Source organism: Luteibacter mycovicinus, assembly GCF_000745235.1.
Classification (GTDB): domain Bacteria; phylum Pseudomonadota; class Gammaproteobacteria; order Xanthomonadales; family Rhodanobacteraceae; genus Luteibacter; species Luteibacter mycovicinus.
Map to the genome: position 1 here is coordinate 3,253,958 of NZ_JQNL01000001.1, position 15,370 is coordinate 3,269,327.

Here is a 15,370-nt window from a genome sequence, read left to right on the forward strand (position 1 = left end):
CAGATTGCGCAGGCGCACCATGTCCGGAAGTCGGTCGAAATCTGAGATGATTCAAAGGTATCCTGTTAAGGCGTTAACGGTCGATGAGTCATTCCGCTGCCCCAAAGGGACGTCCGCTGAAAACCAGCGTCGTCGTTTGCACTTACAACGGTCAGGCCTATGTTGCCGAGCAGCTGAATAGCCTTCTCGCTCAGAGTCGCACTCCTGATGAGATTGTAATCGGGGACGACGCGTCTGATGATGAGACCTGGTCGCTCGTCTGCGACTTTGTTGCTCGGGCGGAAGGTCGCGGTATCACAGCTATTGCGTTTCGGAACGCACGCCGGGTCGGTTACGTAGAGAATTTTTCGCGAACGTTGCGCTCGGCGGTGGGAGATGTGATCTTCCTTCGCGATCAGGATGATGTTTGGCACGCCGACAAAGTCGCCGTCATGACGGCGTCGTTCGAGCACGATCCGGCGTTGCTGTTTGCGCATTCAGACGCAAGGCTGGTAGATCAGGGAGGGGGCTATCTGGGACATTGTTTGTTTTATGCGCTGGAAGTGACAAAACGTGAACTCGATGGTATCGATTCCGGAGGAGCGTTTGAGGTCTATCTGCGCCGCAACCTCGCGACAGGCGCCGCGTCAGCATTTCGCCGCTCGCTTCTGACGATGGCGCAGCCGCTTCCCCAAGAGTGGGTTCATGATGCTTGGTTGGTCGTAGTTGCTGCAGCTACCGGGCGAGTATCCATTGTCGCCGATTGCCTTATTGACTATCGGCAGCACCCGAAAAACCAGATTGGGGTGGCACGGCGCAGCGTGAAACAGCGGGTAAGCGACCTATTCAGAGCGCGTAATGAGACCATCACAAATACCGCAGATCGGCTGGGTGTCCTCATCGCACGCTTCGAGGAGGTGGATGCCTCGAATGAGCATATCGACAGTGTTCGCTCCATGCGCGACCATCTGCGTCGGCGCCTCGTTATCGGCACTCAATCCCTCTGGCACCGCGTCCCCAGTGTCATCCAAGAATGGTCCACCGGCCGCTACACCCGCTTCGGCACCGGTATCCGCTCCGCCCTGCGCGACCTTCTGAGAATCGGCTGATGTCCGCCACCACCCCCCACATCGCCATCCTCCTCGCCACCTACAACGGCGCCCACCACCTCCCCGAACAACTCGACTCCATCATCGCCCAGACCCACACCGACTGGACGATCCACGTCTCCGATGACGGCTCCACCGACGATACGCTGGCCATCCTGCTGACCTATCGCGAACGCCTCGGCGCCGACCGCATGGTTCTGTGGCAAGGCCCGCGCGCTGGCTACTCGCGTAATTTCATGTCGATGCTTCACCGCGAAGGCATCGATGGCGACTACCTGGCCTTCAGCGATCAGGACGACATCTGGGATACGGACAAGCTCGAAAAAGCGCTCGCCGCGATCGTCGCGGCAGGGCAGGAGCAGGCGGCTCTCTACGGCGGCAGGTCCCGCCTCGTCGATGAGGCGGGCAAGCCCTTCGGCATGTCGCCGCTGTTCGCCCGGCGTCCATCCTTCGCCAATGCGCTGGTACAGAGTCTGGCCGGTGGCAACACCATGCTGATCAACCGGCGTGCCCGTGCGCTCATGTGCCGCGCGCCGGAGACAGCGAAGGTCGTCTCGCACGACTGGTGGGCGTATCTGGTCGTCTCAGGCGCGGGTGGCCTGGTCATCTACGACCGCGAGCCGACCATCGGCTATCGCCAGCACGCCGAAAACATCATCGGTTCCAACGCGGGCTTCGGCGCACGGCTGCGCCGCATGGCCGACATGGTCGGTGGCCGCCATCGCGAGTGGAACGACTTCAATGTCGAACTGCTGGCAGGAATGCGCGACGATCTCAGCGATGAGAATCGCCAGCGCTTCGATCGCTTCGTCGCCGGTCGGTCGGGTTGGCTGTTGCCACGCGCGTGGAACTTCGCCCGTGCGGGGCTCTATCGCCAGACCGCCATCGGCAACGCGGGCCTCGTGCTGGCCGCGTTGCTCGGTCGCCTCTGATCGTCAGAGGTTCTGATAATTCGGCCCGGACCCGCCCTCAGGCGTCACCCAGGTAATGATCTGATATGGGTCCTTGATATCGCACGTCTTACAATGCACGCAGTTCGCCGAATTGATCTGCAGCCGCCTACCGCCCTCATCCTGCACCATCTCGTAAACCCCCGCCGGGCAGAACTTCTCGCACGGATTGCCATACTCGGTCGTGCACCGGTCGATGCAGATCGAGGTGTCGGCCACCTTCAGATGCACCGGCTGGTCCTCATCGTGGTCGGTCGCCGCGAAATACACGCTGGCGAGCCGGTCTCGCGGTGCCAGTGTGCGGTCGACGTAGTCCTTCTTCGGGGTCTCGTACTGGCCGAGCTTGCCCAGCAACGACCAGTCCGCGTGGTTCTTCAGCGTCCACGGCGAGCGGCCGCCGGTCACGGTTTCCCACGCGGCGTTGATCAGGCCGAACCACAGACCCTTGTTGAAGCCGGGGCGGATGTTGCGCACCTTCTTCAGTTCGGCGACGACCGCCGAGTCACGCAGGGCCGCATCCCAGCCGGCGGGCGAGAGCTGCGATGCCACGAGATGTTCCGCGGCGAGCATGCCCGAGGCCATCGCCTGGTGCGTGCCCTTGATCTTGGGCACGTTGACCAGACCGGCGGAGTCGCCGATGAGGATCGCGCCCGGCATCTCCACCTTCGGCAGGGACTGCGCGCCGCCTTCGACGATGGCACGCGCGCCGGCGGAAACGATCGTGCCGCCCTCGAGCAGGCCCTTCACGTTCGGGTGGTGCTTGAACTGCTGGAACGCCTCGAACGGCGAGAATTTGGGATCGGGATAATCGAGGCCGACGACAAAGCCGATGGCCACGCGATCGTTGTCGAGGTGATAGAGGAAGCTGCCGCCGTAGGTGTCGTTGGCGAGCGGCCAGCCGGCGGTGTGCACCACCTTGCCGGCTTCGCCGCGGCCGGGCTGCAGCTGCCAGAGCTCCTTGATGCCGATGCCGTAGGTCTGCGGGTCGCTGTCCTTATCGAGGTCGAAGTGCCTGATCAGCGCCTTGCTGATGTGTCCGCGGCAGCCTTCGGCCAGCACGGTGACCTTCGCGCGGATGTCGATGCCTTCGGTATAGCCGGGTTTGTGCGTGCCATCGCGTGCCACGCCCATGTCGCCGATGCGCACGCCGTTCACCGCGCCGCTCTCGTCGAACAGCGCCTCGGCGGCCGCATAGCCGGGAAAGACGTCAACGCCCAGCGCTTCCGCCTGAGGCGCCAGCCACGCGCAGAGTGCGCCGAGGCTGACGATGACGTTGCCGTGGTTGTTCATCTGCGGCGGCGTCACCGGCAGCTTGCTGCCCGAGGCGTGGTCGCGCAGCAGCCAGAACTCGTCCTTCGTCACCGGCACGCAGACCGGCGGGGGCGCCTTGCGCCATTCCGGCAGCAGGCGGTCGAGGGGCGCCGTCTCGATCACCGCGCCGGAGAGAATCTGCGCGCCGATCGTGGATGCCTTCTCGATCACGCAGACGGTGATCTCCGGATTGAGTTGTTTCGTACGCATCGCGAACGCGAGACCGGCGGGGCCGGCCCCGACGACGACGAGGTCGTATTCCATGGTTTCGCGTTCGCTCATGGCTGGCTCACTCAAACTCGGCTGGCTGGGGAGGGTTGACCTGGCATTGTCCGTTTTCGCCGCCAGAGGGGCAAATGGCGCGTTTCAAACACGTTCGCGTCATAAAGCCTTGCATGACTTTCACATATCGCGTTCATAATCGCCCCAAGCGCAAGGAGAGTTCATGAATACGATGCCGCCGGTCGCCGATAACGACATGCGCCGCGCCACGCTACTGCAGATTCTGCACTGGCTGGCTATTGGAAGGGTCCAGCCCCAGGCCCTGTCCGACGTTTACCAGGACGCGATCGAGCGTCTGAACCCGCGTCTGAATGCTTTTTCCGATTACAGCGTTTCCCTGATCCAGGAGCAGTCGCTGGCCGCCGACCGGCGTCGCCGGGACGGTGTGATCGGTCGCCTCGACGGCATGCCGATCGCCATCAAGGACAATTTCGACGTCGCCGGCGTGCCGACGCGCGCGGGTATGCGGCGCCGCACCGTCGTACCGGAGGAAGATGCGCATGTCGTGGCGCGCCTGCGTGCCTCAGGCGCGGTGCTGCTTGGCAAGACCAATATGGATGAAGGCGCGCTCGGCCTTACCACGAACAACCCGTTTCATGGCGCGACGCACAATCCGCACCGGCTCGGTTACACGGCGGGCGGTTCGTCCGGCGGTGCGGCCGCGGCGGTGGCCTCCGGCATGGCCGTGGCCGCCATCGGCTCGGACAGTCTCGGTTCGATCCGCGTTCCTGCGAGCTACTGCGGCATCTACGCCCTCAAGCCGACGCACGGCGAAATTTCCGCGCGTGGCCTGGTGCCGGCCGCGCGGCGGCTCGATGCGGTGGGCCTGCTGGCGCGCGGCGTCGACGACCTCACGGTCCTGCTGCAGACGCTCGCCGGCTATGACGCGGACGATCCGCGCTCGCGCCGCCGTCGTGTCGCGTTCTCGCCGCCGGACTGGGAGCCAGGCAACCTGCGTGCCGGTTTCCTGCCCGATCTGGCGGCGGTGGGCGTCGAGCGTGACGTGATCGACGTGTTCGAAGCCGCGCTGGCGCGCCTGCAGGGCGAGCTCGGCGAACGTCGCAGTGTCGACTTCTCCGACTGGGATTTCGCGAAGACGCGTCGTGCCGGCCTGCTGCTGATGGAAGCGGAGATGATCAACACCTTCGCGGCCGAGCTGGCCGATGAGGCCTATCCGGTCTCGAACGGTTTCCGCGACATGGTTGGTTTTGCGACGAAGAAATCCGCCGCTGAATACGCGGCGGCCGATCTTGTCCTGGACGCGGCGACGCTCAAGATGCGTCGTCTGTTCGCCCAGGTCGACGTTCTGGTGCTTCCGACCACGCCGCAGGGCGCGTTCCCGCTGGATGGCCCGGTCCCGGCGTCGCAGGCGGATCTGTGCGGTTTTGCCAGCCTGGCCGGTTGTCCGGCTGTGAGTATCCCCATGGGTACGTTGCCCAACGGCCTGCCCATCGGTATGCAGCTGATCGGCGCGCGCGGTTCCGACCTGCGTCTGCTCGAACTGGCCGCTGTCTGCGCGTCGTCGCTGGATGCCGAGCCGACGTATCCGGTGGAGCCCGCCTGATCCCGGACTGGCAGCGTATCGATCTGCCCGGCGCCGACGTGACGTTTGCGCCGGCCTGGTTGCCGCGCGAGGAAGCCGACGCGCTGTTCGATGCGCTGCGTGACCGTCTGCCCTGGGAGGTTCACCGTATCCGCATGTTCGGGCGGGTCGTGGACTCGCCGCGACTCAGTGCCTGGATCGGCGACGAAGCGGCGACGTACCGCTACTCGGGGACGCGCTTCGCGCCGCGGCCCTGGACGCCGGCGTTACTCGCGTTGCGCGATCGCGTGGCGGCGGCGTGCGATGCGTCGTTCAACAGCGTGCTGGCGAATCTCTATCGCGATGGATCCGACCGGATGGGCTGGCACAGCGATGACGAGCCGGAGCTTGGCGCGGCACCGGTGATCGCCTCGGTCAGCCTGGGAGCGGAGCGTACGTTTCGCTTCCGCGCGAAGACAGGGGGCGAGCCAGTCGCCATCGCGCTGCCGCATGGCAGCCTGTTACGGATGGGCGGAGAGACCCAGCGGCTCTATAAGCACGAGCTGCCGGTCAGGAAGCGGGTGGCGGAGGCTCGGCTCAATCTGACCTTCCGGAACATCGCCTAGCGTCGCCAACCGGGTTACCGATGCTCCTGCTCCCGGGACGCCAACGTCCAGCTCACCACATCCCGCGACACCTTGTCCATCGCCCGCCCGAACGCCTCGACCACCTGCGGCACTTCTTTCCCGCTGACCGGCTCGTGCACCTCGAACCGTCGCGACGCGACGATCTGATGCTTCCGCGTACTGGCGAGAATCGCATCGAAGCGAATCACCACTTCCGGCGCGCCACCGACATATTCGGTCTGGAACGCGGCGAGCGACCCGCCCAGTTCGACGTCCGCGCCCAGATTGCTGTCATCGGTACTGATGGCTGAAACACGCCCGCTGTCCCGGAACGCATCGGCAAAGCGATCGCGAACCAGATGCGGCACGCTGTCCGCCCAGCGCGCGCCCGCGTACACCGTAATGGTGTTCGCTTCGGGCACTACCGCGATGCGCGCATTGTCCAGCGCGCGCGGTGCATTGGGTGAGGCGATACGTAGCGACCAGCTGACCGGCGTCGCCGCCGAGGCGGCGGGTCGTGCGCCGGGCGCCGCGGGTAACGTATAGATACGTGGCGTTTCCGCCTTCGGCAGGATCGAGCAACCGGCCAGCAGGGCGATGAGCAGTGGAGCGGCGAAGCGGGCACGGCTCATGGCGTGAACTCCTTGGTCTTCTCGCGGCCGAACAGGTAGCCGCTGGGGTTTTCGTCGAGACGGCGGGTGATCGAGCGCAGCGAACCCAGCGTGTCGCGCAGCTCACGCAATGCCGGAGCGAGGTCGCCCAGACTGGCGGCGCCGCCATTGATCGCATCGGCATTGTCATTGAGCAGGCGATCGACGGAGGCCATCGAATGCTCCAGTGACGCCATCGCCCGCTGCGCGCTCTCCAGCGTCGCCTTGCCCTGGCCTTCGACCAGGCCGTTGGCGTTGTGCACCAGCGTGCGGCTCTCGGCGAGGGTGGCGCTCGCTTCCTGCGTCGTCGTATTCAGCTGCCTGATGAGCGAGCGGATGTCCTCGCGCTCGTCGGCGATGACCGCGGTGGTCTTGTCCAGATGATCCAGCGTGCGCTCGATGCGCTGCACGTTGCCCTTCGACAGCAGATCCTTGGCCTGCGCGGCAGCCTGGCTGATGTTGGTGATCAGGTCTTCGCCGCCGGCGAGGAGTCGCGCGAGCGGGGACGGGTCGGCCATGATGACCGGCACTTCGCCGTCATGACCCACCAGCAGCGGGCTGCCGGGCGAACCGCCGGAAAGCTGGATGATGGCCACACCGGTCACACCCGTGACGGCCAGCTTGGCGTGCGTGTCCTTGCGCAACGGTGTGTCGCCGGTCAGGCGGACACGGGCGAGCACACGGCGCGGGTCTTCGGGATCCAGACGCAGCTGCGTGACATCGCCGAGGCGGATGCCGTTGTACTGCACCGCGCCGCCCTTCGACAGGCCGGTGACCGCCTCGTTGAACACGATGTCGTAATAGTTCCACTCCTGATCGGAGTGCGCCTTGGCCAGCCAGACCCCGAAGGCCAGGCCGAACAGGACGACGAGGACCGCGAACAGTCCTATCAAGACGTGGTGGGCACGCGTTTCCATGACTCAGTCCTTGCCTCGGTGGGCGGCGAGGGTGGCCGCGCGACCGCGCGGTCCGTTGAAGTAGGCCTGGACCCAGGCGTCGTCGGTGCGGGCGACCTCATTGATCGGCGCCGCGGCGAGCACGCGCCGCTGCGACAACACGGCGACGCGGTCGCAGGTGGAATACAAGGTGTCCAGATCGTGGGTGACCAGAAAAACCGTGAGACCGAGCGCGTCGCGCAGCGTGACGAGGAGGCTGTCGAACGCCGCCGCGCTGATCGGGTCGAGTCCCGCGGTCGGCTCGTCGAGAAACAGGATCTCGGGATCCAGCGCCAGCGCGCGGGCCAGTGCCGCGCGCTTGATCATGCCGCCCGACAGTTGCGACGGATACTTGCGACCCGCATCCACCGGCAGGCCGGACAAGGCCAGCTTGACGCCCGCCAGCCGCTGCGCGTCCAGGCGGTCGAGACCGGCGTGTTCGACGAGCGGGAGCGCGACGTTCTCGGCGACCGTCAACGACGAGAACAGCGCGCCACTCTGGAACAGCACGCCGAAACGACGCTCCACGAGCGACCGTTTTTCCGCCGGCAGCGAAAGCAGGTCTTGCCCGAAGACCCGCACTTCACCAGCAACCGGTCGAACGAGCCCGACGATGGTCCGCAGCAGGACCGACTTGCCGGTACCCGATCCACCGACGACGCCGATGATCTCGCCCCGGTAGACATCGAGGTCGAGGTTCTCGTGCACGGTCTGCGCGCCGAAGCGATTGACCAGGCCACGCACTTCGATGACGGTTTCGCGCGCGCTCACCAGCCCATCTCCATATAGAAGAGGGCGGCGAGGGCATCGAGCAGGATCACCACGAAGATGGACTGCACCACCGCCGAGGTGGTGTGCTCGCCGACGGACTGCGCACTGCCTGATACCTTGAAGCCTTCCATGCAGCCGATCACCCCGATCATGAACGCGAAGACGGGCGCCTTGGCGATGCCGACCAGAAACTGGGTCAGCGAGATGTCGGCCTGGAACATCGACAGGAACATCGACGGCGACATCTTCAGCACCGCCATGCAGACCACGCCGCCGCCGACGATGCCGGCGATCATGGCGATGAAGGTGAGCAGGGGCAGGGCGATCAGCAGGGCGAGCACGCGGGGCAGAACGAGGAGTTCGACCGGGTCCAGTCCCAGCGTGCGGATGGCGTCGATCTCTTCCCGCGCCTTCATCGAACCGATCTGCGCGGTGAAGGCGCTCGCGGTCCGGCCGGCAAGCAGGATCGAGGTCAGCAGGACGCCGAACTCGCGCAGGAAGGCGAAGCCGATCAGGTCGACGGTGAAGATGCTGGCGCCGTAGCTGGCCAGCGCGGTCGAGCCGAGGAAGGCGACCACCGCACCGACCATGAAGGAGAGCAGCGCCAGGATCGGTACCGCGTCCAGGCCGGTCTGCTCGATATGCGACACCAGTGAGGTGACCCGCCAGCGCTTCGGCTGCCAGACGGTGGCGAGAAATCCCTGCAGGGTGATGCCGATGAAAGCCAGCAGCTTCGCGGTCTGTTTCCAGGAACCTTCGAGCGACCTGCCGATCCGCTCCAGTGCTTCGACGAAGCCGGCGTCACGCTTGCGCTTCACGCCCTTGCAGTAGGCGTCGATGGCATCGCCCACGGTCTTCAGCAGCGCGCGCCGCGCAGCGGGCAGGTCCTCATGCTGGGCCAGTTGCTGGGTGCGTGCGCTGCCGAGCAGTTCGGCGATGACGAAGGCGCCGGAGGTGTCCATCGCGCCGAGCCGCGCGATGTCGACGGCGACCTCCGCCCCGATCGATCCGGCCAGTTCGTTGGCGCGACGCTGCAGGGCGGGATAGTGGGCGAGCGTCCAGTCGCCCGAGATCGACAGTCGTTCGCCCGCCGCGTCGCGGGTCAGGGTGGCGGAGCCGGGGGCGGGTGCCGTCGTCATGGAAGGAAGGCTACCTTAGTCCGGACGTGTTGCGCTGCGATTGGCCTTATCTGTCGTCGGACCGGATAATACGGGGCTGTATCCCACCGCCATCCCCCGCAAGGTACTCCGATGACCGAAAAGACCGAACTCAACGCCACCCACCGTGAACTCGGTGCCCGCATGGTCGACTTCGGCGGCTGGGACATGCCGATCGCCTACGGCTCGCAGATCGAAGAACACCACGCCGTCCGCAAGGACGCCGGCATGTTCGACGTGTCGCACATGACGGTCGTCGACCTGACCGGCGAGCGGGTCCGTCCCTTTCTTCGCAAGCTGGTCGCCAACAATGTCGACAAGCTGGCCAAATCGGGCAAGGCGCTCTACACCTGCATGCTCGACGAGAACGGCGGTGTCATCGACGACCTCATCGTCTACTTCCTGCGCGAGGATTTTTTCCGTCTGGTCGTCAATGCGGCGACGCGCGTCAAGGATCTCGCGTGGATCACGAAGCAGGCGGCGGCCTTCGACGTCACCGTCCGTGAGCGCCCCGAGTTCGGCATGATCGCGGTGCAGGGGCCGAACGCCCGACAGAAGCTGATCGCACTGCTGCCCGAGGACGTCCGCGAGAAGGCGACGAAGCTGGGCAAGTTCGCCGCCATCGAGGTCGAAGGTCCCAACGGCATGCCGTTGTTCCTCGCCCGCACCGGTTACACGGGTGAAGACGGCTTCGAAGTCGTCGTACCGAACAGCCGCGTGGTCGAGCTGTGGAACCTGCTGCGCGAGGCGGGCGTCGCCCCGGCGGGTCTGGGTGCGCGCGACACCCTGCGCCTCGAAGCCGGCATGAATCTCTACGGTCAGGACATGGACGAAACGGTCACGCCATGGGAAGCCGCGCTGGCCTGGACGATCTCGCTCGACGAAGGCCGCGACTTCATCGGCCGCGCCGCGCTGGAGTCGCAGAAGGCTGACGGGGTGTCACGTGTCATGGTCGGTCTGGTGATGGACGAGAAGGGCGTGCTCCGTCACGGCCAGAAAGTTCTCACGGCTATCGGCGACGGCGAGATTCTTTCCGGCGGCTTCGCACCGACGCTCGGCAAGTCGGTCGCCTTCGCCCGCATTCCGGTCGGCGAGCACGGCGACGTGCGCGTGGACATCCGCGGTCGCGAGATTCCGGTGCGCGTGGTCAGGTTCCCGTTCGTCCGTGACGGCCAGCCCATGCCCGGCATCGCCGACTGACGTACACATATATATATGTCAGCGTGCGGACGCCGCGCCCGGCTCCAGTGACAGGACGGCGTTGCCCGCTGCGCCGTTCTGCAGCAGATATTTGCGTTGCGGCTGGATGACGTAGAAGGTATCCACATGCGCGACGTCCTCGCCGGACGTGCGGTCATAGATGTGCAGCGTGACGTAGCCGCCGGTGAAGCGGCGCCAGTCCACCAACGGATAGGACCTGTCATACCAGGTCCGATCCCGCTTGACCCAGGGCAGGGGATGGACTTCGGTCCGCGGCTTGCCGTCCTGACCGGTCCCGGAAACCACGACAAAAATCGACGCCTCGCCGAGCGAATCGGGATGTTTGTCGTCGCGAAGCAGGATGCGCCGCAGCATGGTGGTGGCTTCCGGGGTTGGCGAATGACCGATCGTCACGGCACGCGCGGTCGACGGTACGCTCGCGACCGCGGTCAGCAGGAAAAGAAGAAACGTCGTGCCTGGTGGCAGGTGCATCGTTTTGCTCCATGGGAAGAAAGGCCGGGATGGCGTGCCACCCCGGCCTTCTCGTCAACGCTGGCGGACCTCGTAGGGCGCCAGGACCATTTTCACTTCGCCGCGGGCGCCGATCAGCGGAGCGTTCTTGCTGCCGTAATCGTGCCCGCGCTCCAGCACGTAGAACGAATCGATGTAGTCCGTGCTGTTTTCGAACCACGAACTCTCCATCGCGCCGAGTATCTTCTGGCCGATCCTGGAGATGCCCGCCACGATGAGCGCGGGCGGAGCCGCCGGCGACACGACCAGCGCGGTGTCGCCCACCGCCTCCGTCAGGGCGGACGCAAGCTTCTGGAAGTTGACGTTGCCGTCGTCTTCAAAGAACTGCACGTTGACGTAGTTGGTGCCGAACTGTGTCCAGTTGATCAGGTCCTGTCTCGGCGTATACCAGCGCTTGTCGTGGTCGAGCCAGGGCATGTCCTGGGTGACGACGACGGGTTTACCGGCGGCATCGACGCCGGACACGACAGCAAACACCTCGGCATCGCCCTGAATGTTGGGCTCGTGATCCTTCTCCAGATAGATTTCCTTGAGGATGGTCAGCAACTCGCCCTTCGTTTCGCTAGCGTCAGCCCGGGCGAAGGTCGTTAGTCGACGACTTGACGAAGCGCCACGCGCCGCCTCATTGAGTACGGCCATGCCTGCCTGCACAGCGGCGGTACCGTCGGTTTCCACCAGGAGCATGGGGATGTCGGGAGCCTGGTCGATCGCGAAGCTGTGTCGCTTACCCTCGGGATCGAACGCGACGACCTGTTTCTTGCCGGTCGAACCGTCGCTGGTCACGGCGGCGGTCCAGAAGCCGCGAAGACTCCTGGGTTGCGGATGTGCGCCCAGACCGTGGACACGCACGCTGGCGATATGGCCGAGCCTGCCCTCGAGGCCGCGCAGGTGGACAGCCTGTCGGTCGAGGTCGAGCATGTCGTCCACGACGTCCTGCTTGCCATCGGCGACCGCGGTCTGGGCGTAGTCGTTGAGAATTTCCGCCAATGGGGCCTTACCGTTACCCAGATGGTCACGGATGGCGGTATCGAGGGCGGGCTGGTGGAGGATCGAGGCGAGGTCGCGTGCCAGTGCGACGCGTGCGTCGCCGGGGGAGGAAACGTCCGTCGCCATCAGCGACGGCGAGAGCGCGACGGCGATGAGGGCTGCAAGGCAGGTCATCCTGGTTTTCCGTGTCATAAGGTTCTCCATGGGGAATGGGGCGGGCGACGTCGGAGGTCGCCTTCGTGGTTCAGCTCGATTGGCCGAGCTGGTTGTCAGCGTATGCCCGCGTGTTCGCTCGCGCTGCGAGCGAAGCCTTAGGTTCATGTAGGGGACTTCGTAGCCCTAGGGCAGGCGAACGCCCGCAGCCGCGCATTGCGCCCGCGTTTCTCCCAGACGCTTTCGCGAAACGCGCGGACCGGCGACAATTGGCCGTCGCACCAACGCACACCCCGTCCCGAGACAACGAGGAACACCCCATGAGCGAAATCCCCGGCGATCTGAAATTTGCAAAAACCCACGAGTGGGTCCGCGTCGAACAGGACGGCACGGTCACCGTCGGCATCTCCGACCATGCGCAGGGCGCACTGGGCGATCTGGTCTACGTCGAGTTGCCGGAAGTGGGCAGCAGCGTGCAGGCAGGCAGCAGCACGGCGGTCGTCGAGTCGGTCAAGGCCGCCTCCGATATCTACGCGCCGGTGTCGGGCGAAGTGACCGAGGTGAACACGGTACTTGCCGACAAGCCGGAAACGATCAACGAAGATGCGTACGAGGGTGGCTGGATCTTCAAACTGAAGATCGCAGACAAGAGCGAACTCGACGAGCTGATGACAGCCGACGAGTACGCCGAGCATGCCGAGAACGACGACCACTGATCGACTCGCCGACGCTTCACCCCGATGCCGGTCGTCTTCGACCGGCATTTTTTTGTCCGGGAGGGGTCTTCGGCGAAAATTTTTTTTCGCCTCAGTCGTGTTCCGTTCATCCCCGAAATTCGCCTCCCGATGGATGGTGACCGGAGCGACGACGCGCGCTGTCGCGGTGCGATGCGATTGCGGCGTTTTTTTTGAACGAACAAAAAAACGCCTTTATTTAAGGTGTTTTTTGAACCGCATAAGAGATGCGGTGTGTTTTGAATGGAAGTCCATTAGTGCCTTGCTAATGCCGAAGGTGCGTCGGGGATAAACCCGGTGGACTTCCCGATCGTCCGGTATGTGTCCGCAACGTCTTCAATTTAGAGCCAAAATTTATTGACAGCGGAAATGTTCAGGAATAGCTTTTGCGTCAATTGACGGGGAACCCGGAAATGGAAACAGGAAAATTCGTCAGGCCGTATGTGGAGCATGGTTCGAAAGCGGGTGCGGTACGCAAGATCACCGTCTCGATTCCGCTGCACATACTCCGCCTGCTATCCGATGAACGTACTCGCCGCCAGGTGAACAATTTGAGGCACGCTACGAACAGCGACCTGCTGGTCGAAGCGTTCCTCCACGCTTTTACTGGGCAACCACTGCCAACTGATGAGGAGCTGAAGAGAACTATGGCCACTGCCAAGAAAGCCACTGCCAAGAAGTCCGCCGCCAAGAAAGCGACGAAGAAGTCCACCGTAAAGAAGACGGCCGCGCGCAAGTCGCCGGCGAAGAAGGCTTCGACCCGTAAGGTCGCGGTCAAGAAGGCTGCGACCCGCAAGTCGCCGGCCAAGAAGGCCACCGCCAAGAAGGCTGCGGTCAAGAAGGTCGCCCGCAAGGCGTCCACCCGTAAGGTCGCTGCCAAGAAGGCAGTCAAGAAGGCTTCCGTAAAGAAGGCCTCCGTCAAGAAGACCGCTCGCAAGGCTGCTCCGCGTAAGGCTGCCGCCCCGCGTAAGGCTGCCTCGAAGAAGGTCGCCGCAGCGAAGGTCGTTCGCGCGACCAAGACCGCCAAGGCACCCCGGGCCGCCAAGGCCAAGTAAGCGTTACCTTCCAATAAGAAAGTACGTTTCCGAATTATCTCCCCGCGGTGCCCAGCGCGGGGAGACACTTCGAAACCTTGACCCCGGCTTGCCGGGGTTATTCATTGATGGGGTTCGCAGAATATCTCCCCCGGAAAAGCTCCTAGGGCGTCGCGCTGGATTCACGCGGCCATTACGGTTACCTTGTCGCCACATCGCGCTGCGGGGGACGGGGGGTCCACCGCGTCAAGCCATCAGGGGGCGCGCGCCTTGCGGAGTCGTACGACCGCCATGGATAACCGTCCACCCTTTATCGATCGCCGCCAGCGTGGCGCGGTCAGTCCCGTGACGCTCGCCGTCATCGGCATCGTCGTCGCGCTCGCCGTTGCGGCCTGGTTCCTGATCGTCAAGCCTTACCGCGACGCCCGCGCCGCGGAGACGCCCGCGCCGGTAGCGGTGCAGAAGGCTGCCGCGACCGGCGTGGCCCCGCCGGCCAACGTCGATGCACTCAGCGTCGACCAGCTGCTGGCCGAAGCGCGTACCGCCATGAACGAGCAGCGCCTCGTCGCCCCGGCGGGCAACAATGCCTTCGAGTTCTATATGAAGGTGCTGCAGAAGCAGCCCGGCAACCCGGTCGCCGCGGATGCGCTGCGCGAGACCTTCTCCTACGGCTCAGCCGCGACGGAGCAGACGATCAACCAGCGCGACTTCAATGAAGCGCAGCGCGAGATCGACCTGCTCGCCAAGGCCGACCCCGAGAACTACACCCTGACCATCCTGCGTTCGAAGCTCGATGCACAGCGCAAGACGCTGGACCGCGAGCAGCAGCAGGCGGTCGATGCGCAGAAGGCTCAGCAGGTCGCGCAGCAGAATGCCGCCGCCACCCAGCGTCAGCAGGCCGAACAGGCCGCCGCGGCCATCGAGGCGCAGCGCGCGCAGGCCGCACGCGAGCAGGCGGCTCGTGTCGCTCAGGCGCAGCAGGCGGTGCCCGTCGCCGCACCCGTCGCACGACCGGCCGCCGCGCCGGCTGCCTCGGAGGGCGGGGCCATCAGCGATGCCGTCCTTATCCGTCAGGTCAACCCGCGCTATCCGACTGCCGCGATGCGTGCGAATCAGGAAGGCTGGGTCGACGTCGAGCTGACCGTCGGTCCCGACGGTCGCGTTGCGAACGTCAACGTGGTCGACGCTCAGCCGAAGCATATCTTCGACCGCTCCGCGATCGACGCCGTCAGCCGCTGGGAGTACAAGGCCGCCACACGCAACGGCGAACCGATGACCGTCACCCTGCGCCGCCGCCTGCAGTTCAACCTCGGCCGGTAAGTCACCACACCAGCCGCGCAAAAAAGGAACGGCCCCTCGGGGCCGTTTCTTTTGGGCTACAGGTCGTATGAAAACGATCACGGTCGCCGTAACCTGGTGAAAGCCCGGAAGCCGGAACC

Annotated in this window: 15 protein-coding genes; 8 read left to right on the forward strand and 7 right to left on the reverse strand. The window is 64.8% G+C overall.

The genetic code is table 11. From position 1 onward, the window contains the following. Positions 1 to 83 precede the first annotated feature (83 nt). Positions 84 to 1,088 (forward strand): glycosyltransferase, encoded by a 1,005-nt coding sequence (locus FA85_RS14245; protein WP_036115728.1) that lies wholly within the window; start codon positions 84 to 86, stop codon positions 1,086 to 1,088. Next, a complete protein-coding gene (locus FA85_RS14250) occupies positions 1,088 to 2,020 on the forward strand; it encodes a glycosyltransferase family 2 protein (RefSeq protein ID WP_036115725.1) in 933 nt (310 codons plus the stop codon). The genes FA85_RS14245 and FA85_RS14250 overlap by 1 nt, the downstream gene beginning before the upstream one ends. A gap of 3 nt (positions 2,021 to 2,023) precedes the next feature. Here FA85_RS14250 and FA85_RS14255 read toward each other — a convergent pair whose 3' ends face one another. Further along, positions 2,024 to 3,631, reverse strand: coding sequence for an electron transfer flavoprotein-ubiquinone oxidoreductase (locus FA85_RS14255; protein WP_036115722.1), 1,608 nt, complete (start codon positions 3,629 to 3,631; stop codon positions 2,024 to 2,026). Positions 3,632 to 3,794: 163 nt separating this feature from the next. On the opposite strand from FA85_RS14255, the gene FA85_RS14260 reads away from it, so the two are divergent. Both FA85_RS14260 and FA85_RS14265 read left to right on the forward strand, forming a co-directional pair. Next, entirely contained in the window at positions 3,795 to 5,195 is a 1,401-nt protein-coding gene (locus FA85_RS14260) for an amidase (RefSeq protein WP_036115721.1), read from the forward strand. A 38-nt stretch (positions 5,196 to 5,233) separates the two neighbouring features. Then, complete coding sequence (locus tag FA85_RS14265) at positions 5,234 to 5,779, forward strand: alpha-ketoglutarate-dependent dioxygenase AlkB family protein (RefSeq protein ID WP_239739888.1); 546 nt, start codon at positions 5,234 to 5,236, stop codon at positions 5,777 to 5,779. A 14-nt stretch (positions 5,780 to 5,793) separates the two neighbouring features. On the opposite strand, the gene FA85_RS14270 is transcribed toward FA85_RS14265, so the two are convergent. Genes FA85_RS14270 through FA85_RS14285 form a run of 4 tightly spaced genes read right to left on the reverse strand, consistent with a single transcriptional unit; the run spans position 5,794 to position 9,274 of the window. Next, positions 5,794 to 6,411, reverse strand: coding sequence for an ABC-type transport auxiliary lipoprotein family protein (locus FA85_RS14270; protein ID WP_036115718.1), 618 nt, complete (start codon positions 6,409 to 6,411; stop codon positions 5,794 to 5,796). After that, positions 6,408 to 7,346: an MlaD family protein gene (locus FA85_RS14275; RefSeq protein ID WP_036115715.1), complete on the reverse strand. Its 939-nt coding sequence runs from the start codon at positions 7,344 to 7,346 to the stop codon at positions 6,408 to 6,410. The genes FA85_RS14270 and FA85_RS14275 overlap by 4 nt, the downstream gene beginning before the upstream one ends. A gap of 3 nt (positions 7,347 to 7,349) precedes the next feature. Continuing rightward, complete coding sequence (locus tag FA85_RS14280; protein ID WP_239739885.1) at positions 7,350 to 8,135, reverse strand: ABC transporter ATP-binding protein; 786 nt, start codon at positions 8,133 to 8,135, stop codon at positions 7,350 to 7,352. Next, complete coding sequence (locus FA85_RS14285) at positions 8,132 to 9,274, reverse strand: ABC transporter permease (protein WP_036115709.1); 1,143 nt, start codon at positions 9,272 to 9,274, stop codon at positions 8,132 to 8,134. Before FA85_RS14285 ends, FA85_RS14280 begins: the two co-directional genes overlap by 4 nt. 111 nt (positions 9,275 to 9,385) lie before the next feature. Here FA85_RS14285 and gcvT point away from each other — a divergent pair, with 111 nt between their 5' ends. Further along, entirely contained in the window at positions 9,386 to 10,492 is a 1,107-nt protein-coding gene (gene gcvT / locus FA85_RS14290) for a glycine cleavage system aminomethyltransferase GcvT (RefSeq protein ID WP_036115706.1), read from the forward strand. Between the two features lie 18 nt (positions 10,493 to 10,510). Here gcvT and FA85_RS14295 read toward each other — a convergent pair whose 3' ends face one another. Both FA85_RS14295 and FA85_RS21035 read right to left on the reverse strand, forming a co-directional pair. After that, a complete protein-coding gene (locus FA85_RS14295) occupies positions 10,511 to 10,984 on the reverse strand; it encodes a DUF3103 family protein (RefSeq protein ID WP_036115704.1) in 474 nt (157 codons plus the stop codon). Positions 10,985 to 11,038: 54 nt separating this feature from the next. Next, positions 11,039 to 12,184 carry a DUF3103 family protein gene (locus FA85_RS21035; protein ID WP_051943940.1) on the reverse strand — a complete coding sequence of 382 codons (1,146 nt, stop codon included), beginning with the start codon at positions 12,182 to 12,184 and terminating at the stop codon, positions 11,039 to 11,041. Positions 12,185 to 12,483: 299 nt separating this feature from the next. On the opposite strand from FA85_RS21035, the gene gcvH reads away from it, so the two are divergent. The 3 genes from gcvH (at position 12,484) to FA85_RS14315 (ending at position 15,251) form a co-directional block, all read left to right on the forward strand. Next, positions 12,484 to 12,879 carry a glycine cleavage system protein GcvH gene (gene gcvH, locus FA85_RS14305; RefSeq protein WP_036115701.1) on the forward strand — a complete coding sequence of 132 codons (396 nt, stop codon included), beginning with the start codon at positions 12,484 to 12,486 and terminating at the stop codon, positions 12,877 to 12,879. 404 nt (positions 12,880 to 13,283) lie between these two features. Beyond that, complete coding sequence (gene metJ, locus FA85_RS22670) at positions 13,284 to 13,952, forward strand: met regulon transcriptional regulator MetJ (RefSeq protein WP_343122857.1); 669 nt, start codon at positions 13,284 to 13,286, stop codon at positions 13,950 to 13,952. A gap of 270 nt (positions 13,953 to 14,222) precedes the next feature. Beyond that, the gene (locus FA85_RS14315) at positions 14,223 to 15,251 is read left to right on the forward strand and encodes an energy transducer TonB (RefSeq protein ID WP_036115696.1); all 1,029 of its coding nucleotides are present in this window, start codon (positions 14,223 to 14,225) and stop codon (positions 15,249 to 15,251) included. Positions 15,252 to 15,370: the final 119 nt, after the last annotated feature.

Bases quoted from the DNA above. Each gene is read 5' to 3' on its own strand.
- FA85_RS14245 (WP_036115728.1), top strand. From the start codon at position 84: ATGAGTCATTCCGCTGCCCCAAAGGGACGTCCGCTGAAAACCAGCGTC.
- FA85_RS14250 (WP_036115725.1), top strand. From the start codon at position 1,088: ATGTCCGCCACCACCCCCCACATCGCCATCCTCCTCGCCACCTACAAC.
- FA85_RS14255 (WP_036115722.1), bottom strand. From the start codon at position 3,631: ATGAGCGAACGCGAAACCATGGAATACGACCTCGTCGTCGTCGGGGCC.
- FA85_RS14260 (WP_036115721.1), top strand. From the start codon at position 3,795: ATGAATACGATGCCGCCGGTCGCCGATAACGACATGCGCCGCGCCACG.
- FA85_RS14270 (WP_036115718.1), bottom strand. From the start codon at position 6,411: ATGAGCCGTGCCCGCTTCGCCGCTCCACTGCTCATCGCCCTGCTGGCC.
- FA85_RS14275 (WP_036115715.1), bottom strand. From the start codon at position 7,346: ATGGAAACGCGTGCCCACCACGTCTTGATAGGACTGTTCGCGGTCCTC.
- FA85_RS14285 (WP_036115709.1), bottom strand. From the start codon at position 9,274: ATGACGACGGCACCCGCCCCCGGCTCCGCCACCCTGACCCGCGACGCG.
- gcvT (WP_036115706.1), top strand. From the start codon at position 9,386: ATGACCGAAAAGACCGAACTCAACGCCACCCACCGTGAACTCGGTGCC.
- FA85_RS14295 (WP_036115704.1), bottom strand. From the start codon at position 10,984: ATGCACCTGCCACCAGGCACGACGTTTCTTCTTTTCCTGCTGACCGCG.
- FA85_RS21035 (WP_051943940.1), bottom strand. From the start codon at position 12,184: ATGACCTGCCTTGCAGCCCTCATCGCCGTCGCGCTCTCGCCGTCGCTG.
- gcvH (WP_036115701.1), top strand. From the start codon at position 12,484: ATGAGCGAAATCCCCGGCGATCTGAAATTTGCAAAAACCCACGAGTGG.
- FA85_RS14315 (WP_036115696.1), top strand. From the start codon at position 14,223: ATGGATAACCGTCCACCCTTTATCGATCGCCGCCAGCGTGGCGCGGTC.